13 protein-coding genes are annotated in these 14,956 nt (G+C 26.5%); 3 read left to right on the top strand and 10 right to left on the bottom strand.

Annotated features, from left to right (window positions below):
• Position 1: 1 nt before the first annotated feature.
• Positions 2–1,855 carry a ribonuclease R family protein gene (locus BT997_RS05215; protein ID WP_072680400.1) on the bottom strand — a complete coding sequence of 618 codons (1,854 nt, stop codon included), beginning with the start codon at positions 1,853–1,855 and terminating at the stop codon, positions 2–4.
• Positions 1,856–1,945: 90 nt separating this feature from the next.
• On the opposite strand from BT997_RS05215, the gene ilvC reads away from it, so the two are divergent.
• The 3 genes from ilvC to BT997_RS05200 all read left to right on the top strand — a co-directional run bounded on the left by ilvC (position 1,946) and on the right by BT997_RS05200 (position 4,998).
• Positions 1,946–2,968 carry a ketol-acid reductoisomerase gene (gene ilvC / locus BT997_RS05210; protein WP_072680399.1) on the top strand — a complete coding sequence of 341 codons (1,023 nt, stop codon included), beginning with the start codon at positions 1,946–1,948 and terminating at the stop codon, positions 2,966–2,968.
• Positions 2,969–3,106: 138 nt separating this feature from the next.
• On the top strand, positions 3,107–4,168 hold the full coding sequence (locus BT997_RS05205) for a divergent polysaccharide deacetylase family protein (protein WP_174247198.1): 1,062 nt from the start codon (positions 3,107–3,109) through the stop codon (positions 4,166–4,168).
• A 62-nt stretch (positions 4,169–4,230) separates the two neighbouring features.
• A complete protein-coding gene (locus BT997_RS05200) occupies positions 4,231–4,998 on the top strand; it encodes a DNA-processing protein DprA (RefSeq protein WP_072680397.1) in 768 nt (255 codons plus the stop codon).
• Here BT997_RS05200 and nhaA read toward each other — a convergent pair.
• The 9 genes from nhaA to BT997_RS05155 are packed head-to-tail and all read right to left on the bottom strand — an operon-like array spanning position 4,995 to position 14,955.
• Entirely contained in the window at positions 4,995–6,182 is a 1,188-nt protein-coding gene (gene nhaA, locus BT997_RS05195) for a Na+/H+ antiporter NhaA (protein ID WP_072680396.1), read from the bottom strand. The genes BT997_RS05200 and nhaA overlap by 4 nt on opposite strands.
• 55 nt (positions 6,183–6,237) lie before the next feature.
• Entirely contained in the window at positions 6,238–7,542 is a 1,305-nt protein-coding gene (gene murC / locus BT997_RS05190) for a UDP-N-acetylmuramate--L-alanine ligase (RefSeq protein ID WP_072680395.1), read from the bottom strand.
• Positions 7,542–8,123, bottom strand: coding sequence for a hypothetical protein (locus BT997_RS05185; RefSeq protein WP_072680394.1), 582 nt, complete (start codon positions 8,121–8,123; stop codon positions 7,542–7,544). The genes murC and BT997_RS05185 overlap by 1 nt, the downstream gene beginning before the upstream one ends.
• Positions 8,116–9,246 carry a succinyldiaminopimelate transaminase gene (locus BT997_RS05180; RefSeq protein WP_072680393.1) on the bottom strand — a complete coding sequence of 377 codons (1,131 nt, stop codon included), beginning with the start codon at positions 9,244–9,246 and terminating at the stop codon, positions 8,116–8,118. Before BT997_RS05180 ends, BT997_RS05185 begins: the two co-directional genes overlap by 8 nt.
• Before the next feature lie 8 nt (positions 9,247–9,254).
• Positions 9,255–10,682, bottom strand: coding sequence for a COG3400 family protein (locus BT997_RS05175; RefSeq protein WP_072680392.1), 1,428 nt, complete (start codon positions 10,680–10,682; stop codon positions 9,255–9,257).
• 50 nt (positions 10,683–10,732) lie between these two features.
• Entirely contained in the window at positions 10,733–11,596 is an 864-nt protein-coding gene (locus BT997_RS05170) for a hypothetical protein (protein ID WP_072680391.1), read from the bottom strand.
• Between the two features lie 10 nt (positions 11,597–11,606).
• Entirely contained in the window at positions 11,607–12,467 is an 861-nt protein-coding gene (locus BT997_RS05165) for a hypothetical protein (RefSeq protein ID WP_072680390.1), read from the bottom strand.
• Complete coding sequence (locus tag BT997_RS05160; protein ID WP_072680389.1) at positions 12,464–13,345, bottom strand: PhnD/SsuA/transferrin family substrate-binding protein; 882 nt, start codon at positions 13,343–13,345, stop codon at positions 12,464–12,466. The genes BT997_RS05165 and BT997_RS05160 overlap by 4 nt, the downstream gene beginning before the upstream one ends.
• Before the next feature lie 8 nt (positions 13,346–13,353).
• Positions 13,354–14,955, bottom strand: coding sequence for an ATP-binding protein (locus BT997_RS05155; protein ID WP_072680388.1), 1,602 nt, complete (start codon positions 14,953–14,955; stop codon positions 13,354–13,356).
• Position 14,956 lies beyond the last annotated feature (1 nt).

Raw genomic sequence — 14,956 nt, 5'->3', positions numbered from 1 at the left:
ACTAATATTTTACTGAACCAACTATTTGTTTAGTGATAATATCAGAAGATTTTATCACAACTTTAACTTTACTAAATAAGACTTGCCCCTTATAATTATCAAGATGTATTTTAGCTCCTGGCATTTCACCAAAAGTAACTGCATAGCCTCTTTCATTATCTGTAATTCTAGCTTTTACTTCAGCTCCTATATTTTTCATAGCCCATCTTGCATATTTTCTATCTTCATAGTCCCAAACCATTTGATCTATTTTTCTCTCTTGAATAGAAATATGCTCACATATTTCATCAATATTTTTTGGAGTTTGTTTTGATTTTAGAATTCTATGAAGAACTAAATCAGAGTATCTTCTAATAGGACTTGTAAAATGAGAATATGATTTAAATCCTAAACCAAAGTGTCCTAAGTTTTTAGAAGAGTATTTAGCTTGAGTTTGAGCATGAATAATTAGTTCATCAATCTCTTCTCTTATGACTGAAGTCTTTGCTTTACTTTGAATATGAGTAATAGTATCATGTACGTCATTTTGTAGTTTTACTTTTATACCCAAAGCATTTACATCATCTACAAGTTTTGAAATAGCTTTAAAAGGTGGTTCTTCATGTATCCTAAAAATACCTACACTATTTACTTTTTTACTTGCCTCTATATTTGCAAATAACATACACTCTTCAACTAATTGATGTGAGGCTGTAGACTTTTCAACCTCTATATTTTGAATTTCATTATTTCTATTTAGTCTTAACCTAAATTCACTACTTCTAAAGTCATATCCTATTTTTAATCTTTTTGCTCTAAAACTTTTTGTAACTTCATATAAAGGTACAAGATAATCAAATATCTCTTTTTCTACTTGGGTATATGTATCTAGCTTATCATCTAAAACCCTATCAATTCTTCCATAAGAAAATTTTCTATGAGAATTTATAACTGCTTCAAAAAGTTCTGATTTTTTTACTTCTAATTTTTCTAAATCTAAATGAATTTTAAACACATAAGAGTATCTATCAACTCCCTCTTTTAAAGAACACATATCTTCACTAAGTTCATTTGGAAGCATTGGTAAAACTTTTGAAGGTAAATATGCAGAAGTAGATTTTTTAAATGCTTCAATATCTAATTTACTTCCCTCTTCCACAAAATAAGATACATCCGCAATAGCTACATATAATACTGCATTTAGCCAATCAAAATAAATAGCATCATCATGATCTTTTGCAGAATTTGGATCAATAGTACAAAAAGGAAGGTTGGTTAAATCAACTCGTTCTTTTTTATCATCCATCTTTGCATCAACTTCAATCTTAGGATTTAACCTAAACTCTTCATTATATAAATGTAATGATATTTTTTCATCTACATATGCATCTTCAATATTTCCAAGATTTTTTGAGATTTCAAAACTTTTACTATCTACTAAAAGAACATCACCCTCTTTTGATTCTACGCTTTTTTGATTTTGCAATAAAATATTCTCTTTTACTGTAAAATATTTTTTATCTTTTACATAAACTAGAATATCACTTTTTTTACCAGCAAAAACACTGATTATTTTTGCTTTTATTTTACTTCTTGGATTAAAAACTCTTTTTGCTAAGACTAAATCTCCATCATATGCACCATTTAAATGCTCAAAATCCAAAGCAATATCTTTATGCTCATTTAATAAATCATGTAAAATAGCTCTGTTTTTATTAACTTTTACAGTTCCTACTTTATATTTTGAATTTAGATGATACTCTCCATTATCAAATATCACAATATCATCTTTCATAAACTCTTTTAATTTTTCAATTTCATTAGAGTTAAACTCTTTTTCATGACATTGTAATTTTGTAAATAACTCTTTTAACAAGATATAGTCCTTATATAATTTGAATACATATTATCTAAAAATTAGTTTTATTTCGATATAATCCAACAAAAATTTACGTGAGGAATAATAATGGCATTAAATGTTTACTACGACAAAGATTGTAATATCGAATTAATTAAATCTAAAAAAGTTGCAATGATCGGTTTTGGATCACAAGGGCACGCACACGCTGAGAACTTAAGAGACTCTGGTGTTGAAGTTGTTGTTGGATTAAGAAAAGGTGGTTCTTCTTGGGCAAAAGCTGAAGCTAAAGGTTTTGAAGTTAAAACTGTTGCAGATGCAACTGTTGGTGCAGATGTTGTAATGATTTTATTACCAGATGAAAATCAATCTGAAATCTACTACAATGAAATTCAACCAAACCTTAAAGATGGTGCTTACTTAGCATTCGGACACGGATTTAATATTCACTATGGAAGAATTACTCCAGAAGCTAATGGAAATGTTATGATGGTTGCTCCAAAAGCACCAGGTCACACAGTAAGAAATGAATTCACTAAAGGTGGAGGAATTCCTGACTTAATCGCTGTTGCTCAAGATGCTTCAGGTGATACTAAAGAAGTTGCATTAGCATATGCATCTGCAATTGGTGGTGGAAGAACAGGGATTATTGAAACTACTTTTAAAGATGAAACTGAAACTGACTTATTCGGAGAGCAAGCTGTATTATGTGGTGGAGCTGTATCTTTAGTTCAAGCTGGATTCGAAACATTAACTGAAGCTGGTTATGCTCCAGAAATGGCATACTTCGAGTGTTTACATGAATTAAAATTAATTGTTGACTTAATGTATGAGGGTGGAATTTCTGATATGAGATATTCTATTTCTAATACTGCTGAATACGGTGATTACGTATCTGGAAAAAGAGTTATCAATAAAGAATCAAAAGAAGCTATGAAAGAAATTTTAAAAGAGATTCAAGATGGTAGATTCGCAAAAGACTTTATCTTAGAAGGTCAATCAGGATACCCAAGAATGAACGCTGAAAGAGCTAACGCTAAAGCTTCATTAATTGAACAAACTGGTAATAAATTAAGAGAAATGATGCCTTGGATTTCTTCAAGCAAAATCGTTGATTTAGACAAAAACTAATTATATTTTAAAGTAAGGTAAGATTTAAATATCCCCTTACTTTAAAGTCTTCCTATTATTTTAATGACAAAACGAAAAATTAAAAAAAAACATCATAAAAGAAAAACTCGCAAAAGTAAAAATACAAATTTTAAACTTTTGAATTCACTATTAGCAATTATTGTTGCACTTATTTTAGTTATTGCATATATTTTATATACATATGATACTCAAGAATTAAAAAAAGCAAAAACTACTACAAAAAACATACAAAAGACTATTGAAAAAAAAATTACTGAAGTAGAAGAAAAAAGCGAAGAACAAATAAATAAATACGTAGACAATATAGAGATAAAAAAAGATCAATTTGAAGAATATACAAAAGATTTATATGAAGAATATATCGACAAAGATATCATAGACACTACAAAAAAGAAAATTGAAGATAAAAAAGAACAGATAGAAGAAACAAATCAAGTAAAACAAAAAGATAAAAAAGAACAAATAGAAGAAAAAATTATTGTAAAAAAAATTAAAGAGCATGAAACATTACCAATACAAACAAATAAACCAAAACTTGCAATAGTAATAGATGATGTAACAACACAATATCAAATAAATCAAATAAATTCTATAGGATACAGAACAACTATATCTGTAATGCCACCAACTCCAGATCATAAAAATTCTGCAAAAATTGCACAAGACTTGCCTTTTTATATGATTCATTTTCCTATGGAAGCAACTACATATAGAGGTGAAGAAAAACATACTTTACATGTAGGTGATTCTTATGAAACAATAGAAAATAGAGTTGCACAAATTAGAAAATGGTATCCAAATGCAAAATATACCAATAATCATACAGGTAGTAAATTTACAGAAAATGAAGAAGGTATGGATAACCTATTTCGAGCACTTAAAAAACATGATTTTATATTTATGGATAGTAGAACAACAAGTAAAACTCTAGGGAAAAAAATGGCAAAAAAATACAATATGCCATATATAGTGAGAAATGTATTTTTAGATAATGAACAAGATTTTTCATATATACAAAACCAACTAAAGAAAGCAATTAAAATTGCTAAAAAGAATGGTCATGCAATAGCTATCTGCCACCCTCATTCAATTACTATAAAAGTATTAAAACAATCAAAGCATTTATTAAAGGATTTAGAGCTTATCTACTTAAATCAGCTTCCTTTTTTAAATAAATAATATATTTTATTATAAACTAAGATTACTTTACTTATAATAATAAAAATTATTATAGAGTATTCATGACAAAACAATTAAACTTTCATATAAAAGAACTAGACAGCATGAAAAAATATCCAAATGAGATCTTTTATAAAGGTAATACTTCACTTCTTAGAAAAAGAAAAATCTCAATAGTTGGCACTAGAAAACCAAATTCATACACAAAACAAATTACACATAAACTTGCAAACGAATTATCAAAAAGAGAAATTATCATTGTAAGTGGTGCTGCAATAGGAGTAGATGCAATATCTCATAATGCTGCAGGAAGTTTAAATACAATTGCAGTTATTGCAAATGGACTTGATATAAAATATCCTGCAATCAATTCAAAACTTATTGATTCTATTGAAAAAGAAGGTCTCATATTAAGTACTTATAAAGATGGAGAGAAACCAAGGAATTATACTTTTGTACATAGAAATGAGCTAGTAGTTGCCTTAGGAGAAATTCTTATTGTCACACAAGCTGATGAAAAAAGTGGAACATTAACTTCTATTAATTATGCTCTTGAAATGGGTAAAAAAGTTTATACTATACCTCACAGATTAAATGAAAGTTTAGGAACACAGAAACTAGTTGAGGAAGGATTGATTGAACCTATATACAATTTAGATAAGTTTTTAGATACTTTTGGAACCATAAATAAAAATGATAGTGAACTAGATACTTATATAAATAGTTTTCCTCTATATGAAGAAGCATTGAAAAAATATAAAGAAAAGATTTTTGAACTTGAATTAGAAGAAAGAATTATTATAGAGAATGGTTATATAAAACCTATTTAAATATTACAATTCTTTTTATTCTTCATATATCTTAATATTAAATATCCAAATATACCAGACAGAAAAGAACCTATTAATATTCCTAGTTTATCAGTGTAAAAAAACATATTAGTATCTTGATAAGCTAAAGAGTCTATAAAAAGACTCATGGTAAAACCTATTCCTGTTAGAACTGATATACCATAAATTTGCACCCAAGTTGTACATCTTGGAAGTTTTGCCAATTTAAACTTTACTGCTAAAAAAGTAAAAAGAAATACACCTATTTGTTTACCTAAAAATAGACCTAATATTATTCCTAATGAGACTGGATTTAGTACCTTTTCTAAAGACATATCTCTTAGATCAATACCTGCATTTACAAAAGCAAAAATAGGAAGAATATAAAAGGCTACCCAAAAGTGAATATAATGCTGTAATGTTCTTACAGGAGAGATCCTTTTATGCTTTTCATTAATTGCATTTAATGGAATTGAAAAAGCAATAATAATCCCTGCAAGTGTTGCATGAATTCCTGATTTCAATACAAATATCCAAAGAATTGAACCTACAATTGCATATACACCTACTAAAGTAACTTCTAATTTATTTAATAAATAAAGAGCAATTATACAAAATAAAGCTCCTGCAATTGCTGTAAATGAAAGCTGAGAAGTGTAAAAAAGTGCAATAATTATAATTGCTCCTAAATCATCAAAAATAGCCAGCGCCATTAAAAATATTTTTAAAGAAGTAGGAACTCTTTTACCAAGTAAAGAGACTATACCTAAAGCAAATGCAATATCAGTCGCAGTGGGAATTGCCCAACCTCTCATTGCAAAATCATTTCCATGATTAAAAAAAATAAAAACTAAAGCAGGGAAAAGCATGCCCCCAACTGCGGCTATTGCAGGAAGTGCTATTTTAGAGAAAGAGGATAAATGCCCCATAATCAATTCTCTTTTTATCTCTAAGCCTATTAATAAAAAGAAAATAGCCATCAATCCATCGTTTACCCATAAAATTACAGGTTTGGAGATTTCTAAAAAATCTCCAACTTTCAACTCAATTTTTGTATGTAAGATGTTTGTATAAAATTCAGATAGAAATGTATTACTAAATATTAAAGCTATTACAGTCACAGCCATTAAAATCAAGCCAGATGTTGACTCTTTTTTTAAAAACTTTCTAACTAATACTTTCATACATCTCTCCCTTTTAAAGGTCTACTATATTTTAATATAAAAATATTAAAGTTAGTTAATGTCTTAATTGATAAGTTATGTCTCCTGCACCAACACCTAAAACAATTCCATCTTCGAAAGTATGGAATACTTTTCCATCTTTTACTAGCTCAACTCTATCTTGACTAGCTTTTAAACTATCAGCAAATATTGGATTATATTGAGCAAACTCTTTTTTGAAATCTATTTCAATTATTTGTTCACCAGGAATTGTCCAAATTGGTAAAATTACAAGCTCATCACAACGTCTAAAACATTTTTTAAAGCCTTCAAGATTATCACTAGTTCTTGAATATTTATGTGGCTGCCAGATTACAATTCTTCTATTCATATTTGTTAAATTATCATACAACTCAACAGATCTCATAGTTGCTTCAATTTCAGTTGGATGATGTGCATAATCATCAACTACAACCATTTTGTCATTTTTTTGAACCACATCAAATCTTTTTTTGATGCCTTTGTAATTCTTTAGATTTTCTCTTATCTCATCTACAGACAATTCATTTAAAGCTGCAAGTATTGCTAAAGAGGCATCTATTGCAATATGGTATCCAAATCCCCAAACTTCAAAAGAACCTAAATCTTTTAAATCAAATTTTGTAAATGGTTCACCATCTTTTAAAAGATAAGATAGATTTTTAATATCAACACTTGGGTATAAAAAATCTGCATTTTCAATATTTAATTTTTTTATATATTCATCTTCTCCATTAACAACTTTTTTTGTTCCAAGTTCTATAAACTTTTCATAAGCACCAAAAAACTTATCATAATCATAATGATAATATTCCATGTGCTCTGGTTCTGCATTTGTCACAATTGAACAATAAGGACTTGATAAAAGAAAACTCGCATCAGATTCATCTGCTTCAAAAGCGACTAAATCATTTACATATCTAAAATTTGAACCAAAATCTTTTGATATTGCGCCAATAAGTGCTGAGCTTTGTAAAATAGAAGCTAATATTGCTGTCGTAGTTGATTTACCATGAGCTCCTGCAACACAATAATTTTTCTTATCACCTAAAATAATAGGTAAAGCTTCTTTTCTCGATAATGTTTTAATTTGTTTAATTCTTGCTTCTATTAATTCAGGATTTTCATCAGTAACAGCAGCAGAATAGACTACTAAATCAAGGTCATCATTAATATTTGAAGCATCTTGAGGACAAGAAACTTTTATACCTTCATTTTCAAGTTCTCTTGTAATAGGAGAACTTTTCATATCCGAACCACAAACTTCATGTCCATCATTACTTAAAAATCTTGCTAAGGCAGAAAGTCCAATTCCACCAATTCCAATAAAATGTACTTTCATTAATTTTCCAATAAATGTTTTAGTTTTTCATACTCTTCACTAAGAGTCTTTTTATTTAACTCTAAATACTCTTTTAAATCATAATTAAATTCTGTAATAAAATATCCATATTTTTCATCTTCATTTGCAGATTCTAAATTTACATCATCTTCATAAAAACTATCCAAATTTGTATTTACTGCAAGGGCAATAATATGAGCTTTTAGAGCATCTTCTAAAAGTTCATCTTCAAGAATATTTGATAAAACAAATATTAATTCTCTTGCACCTTCAAAATTTTCATAACTCCACTTTTCAATTGCGTGTTCATAAAAAGCTCTTACATAAAAAAGGTCATCACCTTCTAATGTAAGTTTTCGATTATCATTGATTATATTTTGAACCTCATCAAAAGCTATTTTTAAAATATTTTGATAAACAGAATTTACTTTTTCTTCATCCAAGTCTAAAATAAGTAAAGAGTCTAAAACCTCATAGAGTGCTGAAATATTCTTTGTTGCAATTGCATCTTCCCTTGTCTCTTCTAAATATTTTATAAAGTCGGGGTTTGTTCTTGCATCATGAAGTTGCTCTTTATCCATCAATAAAATCCTTTAATCTTGTTAATACTTCTTTTGTTTTTTCTGCATTTTCGACTAAGGCAATTCTTACATAGCCTTTTCCAATACCTTCTCTACCTAAAAAACTTCCTGGTAATACCTTAATATGTTTCTCTTCAAAAAGTTTTTTTGTAAATTCTAATTCATCTTCAACTTCAAGCCAGATATAGAATGTAGCCTTAGGAGGATTTACTCCTAAAATTTCTTGTGCAATTTTAAAATTTTCTCTATAAATTTTTCTAAAACCTTCAACATGAGACTCTTCATTCCATGCGTCAGCTGCTGCCTTTTGCAAAGGTACAGGAGAAGCACATCCCACATAAGTTCTATACTTCATATAATCTTTTAAAATTGAAGCATCTCCAGCTATAAAACCACTTCTTAAACCAGGTGCTGAACTTCTCTTTGAAATAGAGTTCATAACTAATACATTTTTAAACTGCCTATTTCCAACTTCAATACTTGCTTCTAATAAAGATGCTGGTTTTTCTTTTTCATCAAAATATATTTCAGAATAACACTCATCATTTACTAATATAAAATTAAACTCTAAAGCTTTTTTAACCCAATCACCTAATTCTGATTTTGTCATTTCTGCTGATGTAGGATTATTAGGATAATTTAAAATCACTAGGTCACATTTTTTCATCTCTTCATTAGATAACTTTGCTTTAAAATCATTCTCTTTCGTTAAATCAATATGAATAACTTCAGCTCTACTTGCACGTGCTGCACCTTCATAAATTTGATAAAAAGGATTAGTAAAAGCAATAGTTGGGTTTTCTTTCTCAAATAGTGCAAATTGAGGAAAGTTGAAAAGAGCTTCTCTTGTTCCAAAAGTAGGAATAATTTGTTCCATTTCTAGTGTAACACTAAATCTTTTTTGTACAAAATTTATCATAGACTCTTTAAGCTCAGGCAAACCTGCACTAGCTGGATATTTTTGTAAAAAAGATGTATTTTCTTTTAAACTTTTTTGTATAAACTCAGGTGTTTCAAATTTTGGCTCACCTATTGTTAAAGCTGATAATTCATATTTTTCATTTGGTTTTACATTTACTAATAATTCATTTAATTTTTCAAATGGATATTTTTCAAAATTCATTCTCTTCCTTATTCTTCTATTACAGGTATTAATAATTGGCTATATTTTTTCATATCAAAAGATATTAAATCTGGATTCGTATATAAAAACTTCCATGAGAATCTTTGATTAAACATATCTTCTTTTAAAGGTAGTATTTGTAGCGTATTTGTCTGCTTTTTCAACTCTCTAATTGGATTTTTTTCATTTGATATAATTTCAATTTTTTGATTAAATATTTTTGCTAAATTTTCAAAATGATCAAGTAATCTAGTTTTATCTTCATGTTCACCAATTGGATCCATATCAAAAATTCTAGTTTTGGTTCTTAATTGACTTGAAACATCAAAAACAACTGGAGATATTTGTTCATAAGAGTTAACATCATTGATTAAAACTACTGTCTTTTTAATACCACCTGTTAATTCATCACCTAGTTTAAAAATAGGTACTCTTAAATCTAAAATATCTTTAATATGTTTTTTATTTCTAAACATCTCATTTGTTAAGATAACCATTCCTATATCAAAAGCTTTTGTATCATTTTTTAGAAGTTTAATCATTCCTAAATTATGATAATCCATTTTTATTTCTACGGTTTCATCTTCTTCAAAACTCTGTTTTATCAAGTTCATAAGCCCAACTGTAGTTGGTCTTGTAACTCTTACAATTAATTTTTGGTTTTTAAACTTCTTATTTAAATATTTAACCTCTTCAATTACATCTTGAACTCTTTTTTTATTTTGTAAATAAAGGTCTAAATATAAATAAATATTGTGTCCAAAAGGCATAGGAAATTGCCCTTGTGATTTACCAATAGCATTGTAAACTTGCATTAGTACTGTTGGTTTTCCAATAACTAATATCACATCATTTGGTTTTAAAATCAAAGAAGGTTTTATATTTATAAGTTGTTGATTTCTATACAAACCAAAAATTTTCCACTCTGTTTGCTCAATTGAACCAATATATCTATATGCATATGAACTTCCAAAAGGTATATGGATTTCCATAATTTCACCTTGTTTTAGTCCAATATTTTGAGCCATTACTGGTATATTTGGTAGTCTTTCTACCATACCATTTGCCAGAACTTCAATACCTTTATATATATTTACATAAGGGTCTTCTAACTCAATTCCCCAATAATCTAATATTGTAATTTGTAGATTTTTCTTTCTCTCTTTTATGTTCTTAATTACATTTAACATCTCATCTTTTGAGTTTAAAGCAATTAATACTTCAGAGTGAACATTTTTATCCAAAACCATACCAAGTTTAGATTCAGAAGTTGGGTCAAATTTATAAAATGTAAAGTTTGATGCTTTTTGTTCAGGTAAAACTACATCATTCATATAAACTACATCGTAATTGTTTTCTCTTGTATTTGATTCAACAATTCTCTGCATTAGTTTTTTTGCAACTATACCATCAAGAATAACTAATATTTTTTTCATAGGGTATTATATCTAAAAGTACTAAATTTTATATTCACTAAAAAATTACATTAATTATATTTTCTTTTTAAATTTAAATAGAAACTAAAAAAACTATCTAGTGGTTTTAACTCTTCATTTGATATATCATAAAACTCATAAATATTTATAGAAGGAGATAGTTTAATAATCCCTTTTTTGTCTATATCTTTTCTTATATTTTTAAGCATATCATCATAGTATGGATTAATTTTTTTACTAGTAAAACCTATTCCTGAAATAAATGTAATTTTAGATTTTTCTAATATCTCTATTTTATTTTTTATTTGAGGATTCAATTCAATCATATCATCATAAAGTTTTTTAGAGACTACAGAGAGTTGATTTTTATTAAAAAATACATTAAATATAAGTTTCTGGGGTTTCTTTATATCAATAATTTCGCTAAATACCTTAGATACACTTTTCTTATATTTACTCATAATAATAGAATCAAGCCAAATTTTTCCAATATTATCTTTGTAATTTAATATCTTATTATTTAAATTATTAATAGTTATTTCAGAATCTACATTTTTAATCAAATAAAATTGCTCAAATGTATTTTTAGAAATAGTTGGTATCCATCTCCTTTTTGAAACATTATCTATAATACTTTTATTTTTATAATACATTTGATATGTACCTAATATTGTGCTTACTTTATTGTTAAGGTAGTCAGCAATCAATACATTTTCATCATCATAAAATTTGATAAAAACATTTTCATAACCTATTTCAGACATATACTTTGTCCAAATTTTTGCAGCAATCTTAGCTTCTTTTTGAGTAGTAAAAATTTTTTCAGATAGTATTCCTATATAACTACTATTTTCTTTTGCATTTAAAATATTAGAAAAAAGGAAAAAAATGATAATAATATTTAATAACCTCATATTTTCCTCCTTATTTGTAAATCTTTTTAAGATTAGAATAATCTTTATAAAATCTATCTAATTTATCTAAATCATTATTTTTTAAAATATACACTTTTTGAATATCTACAAAAGATAATACATCAAACTCTTTCTCTTTTTTTACAAGTTTTATTCTCATTAATTCTAACATCTTTTCAAACTCAGAACATATATCTTTTCTCGTAAATCCAATGCCATCAAAAAACATTGCTTCAGATTCACTCACTATTTCAATTTTTTGTTTAATTTGGGGATTTAATTCTAGCATTGATTCATAAGTATCTTTTGAAATTATAGATAACTCATTTTTATTAAAGAATATATTGAAAATCAACTTATTTGCTTTTTCAATTTTTGTATACTTTTTAATAATAGATTTCTTTTTTTCTTTAAATATCAAAGAATCAAGCCAAATTTTAGCCATTTCATTTTTATAATATATTTTTTTGTTTTTCAAACTTTCTAAATCAAATTTCAACTCTCTATTTTTTATTAAATAAAACTTATCAAATATTCCTTCAGATAGGCTCATTACCCATTTATGATTTGAAAAACTATCTATAATTTTTTTATTTTCATAATATGAAATAGCATTAGAAACTATAACAGAAATCTTTTTATTTATATAATCATCAAGCAATCTCTTCTCATCTTTATAAAATATCATCTCTAGTTTAAAGTTTTTATCTTTTTCTTGCATTTGTTTCAACCAAAGTTCTGAGCCTATTTTTGCCTCTTTTTTTGTTGTAAACAACTTTTCATACATAATCCCAATTTTTAATTTCTCTTCATTTGCAAATAAAGATATTGAAGAAACAATAAAAAGAATAAATACTATAAATAGTTTCATTTTTGTTCCTTTTTACCATATAGTTCTTTTAATCTAAAATACTCTTCATAAAAAATTGTTAAATCTTCAAAATCCTTATTATTGACAACTTTAACCCTAACTAAATCAATAAGAGAAATCAGTTCTAAACCGTTTTCTGAACTATTAATATCATTTGTCATTTCATCTAACATTAAAAAATATTTTTCATCTAGTTTATTATGTGTAAAACCTATTCCAGAAAAAAATATAGGTTCTGATTTTGATATTATTTTGATTTTTTGTCTTATTTGAGGATTTAACTCAAGCATAGAATCATAAAGTTTTTTAGGAATTACAGACAACTCATTTTTATTAAAAAACACATTAAAAATTAACTGTTGAGGCTTTTTTATCTCAAGAACTTTTTTAAAAACTTTTTCTAAGGGTTTCTTATATTTTTTTAAGATTACAGACTCTAGCCATACTTTACCTATATCATTTTTATAAAAAACACTTTTTTGTTCTAGATTATCTAAAGTTACAGATGAATCTTTATGTTTTATTAAATAATACTGTTCATATATCTCTTTTGTAGTTGAAGGAATCCATCTTCTTCTACTTGCTTTATCTAAATCATTTTTATTTTTAAAATAAAGAGTAAGATTTGATATCATTCCTCCTATTTTATTATTAATATAATCATCAATAATAAGTTTTTCATCTTCATAGAGTATTACATTTACACCTTCAAAGTAAGGCTTTTTTTCCATATATTTAAGCCAAATTTTTGCCCCTATTTGAGCTTCTTTTTTTGTAGTAAATATTTTTTCATATAAAACACCAATATTTACTTTTTTGTCATCAGCAAAAACACTAACAGTAAATAAAAATACAATAAAAAATAATTTATAATTCATTTCTCTTCTTAAATAATAGGAATAGATATAATAAATATCGCTCCATTTTTTCCGTTTTTAGCTTCTAGTTTTCCATTCATATTTTGTTCAATAATCATCTTTGACATATATAAACCAATCCCTGTACCTTGACTTTGATGTTTTGTTGTAAAATAAGGATCAAATATTTTTTCTAAAACTTTACTTTTTATTCCACCTGCATTATCTTCAATCTCTAAATAGCCTTTTTTGTTCTTTTTATATGTTTTTATTTTTATTAGAGGTTCTTTAATTCTATTTTCAACAATTACATCTTTTGCATTTGTTAAAATATTTAAAATTGCTTGTGAATATTCATTTGGAAAACCATAAACTTTATCAATTTCACTATATTCTCTTTTTACACATATATGATTGAAATTTAAACTTGCACTTACTAATTCTAAAGATTGTTCAACTCTCTCTTCTATACTAAAATCAACTTTATTTTTATTTGGTTTAAAAAAGTTACTAAAATCTTCTATAGTATTTGATAAAAAGTTAGATGTTTTAATAATAGTATCTAATTTTTCAACCTCAGCTTTTTCATTTGATAAGCCAAACTCTTTTTCTACTTTTATACCTGTGGCAGCTGTTGTTACTACAGAAAGTGGTTGTCTCCATTGATGTGCAATATTTCCAAGCATTTCACCCATGGCTGCAAGTCTTGATTGTTGAATTAAAAGCCCTTCTTGTTTAGTTCTTTTCTCTACTTCGTCTTTAACCTTTTTATCAAGATTTATATTCAATTCTTCTAACTCAACACTATTATCTTGTAATTTTCTATTTGCTTCATATAATTCTAAAGTTCTCTCTTTAACTCTTTGTTCAAGGTCTTCATGGGAAGTTCTTAACTCAGCTTGAGATTCTTCAATTTTAGAAATCATTTTATTAAAAGAGTCCGAAAGTTGACCTATTTCATCACTACTTTTGTAATCACTTCTTAATTCTAAATGTCCTCTTGATATCCTATTTGCAACTTTATTCAATCTTATAATAGGATTTGAAAAATTCTTCGCAACAATATAAGATACAATCATAGATAACAATAATAAAATTATAAAAAATGTAAAAAACTCTAGATACATATTAGAAATCTTTTTATTATAATTATCTAAAGACATATTTAAATGTAGCCAACCCCAATGTGTTCCAGAAAACTCAATAGGGAAAACATAATGAAAAATATTTTCATTACTAATTGGAGATAAAATTATTCGTGACGTAACCTCTTTTTTTTCTCCATTTAAAAATATTTTATCTATCTTATTTTCAAAAGCCCAACCATCTTTTCTTATTATGTAACTGGTTTTATCAAGCTTAGAAATAATTAAAGCTTTTAAACTATCATTTTCTTTCATAAACTCATAATTAAATTCCACTAAAAAAGCACCATCATCTAAAACAATAGCATCAGAAGAAGCATATGTAAGCATTTTTGCAATACTATGGGCTTCTAATTTAAGAGATCTTAAAATCTGATCTTTTTGATTAGAGATAAAATAGACTGCAAATATTGTTGAGAATGAGATTATCGCAAGAAATAAAACTTTAAATATTTTCCCAAAAATCGTATCCCTATTAAAAAACATT

The organism is Arcobacter sp. LA11, from assembly GCF_001895145.1.
In the GTDB taxonomy this organism is placed as follows: Bacteria; Campylobacterota; Campylobacteria; order Campylobacterales; family Arcobacteraceae; genus Halarcobacter.
The sequence above is the reverse complement of the archived record's forward strand: the minus strand, read 5'-3'. Positions and strand labels throughout refer to the sequence as shown.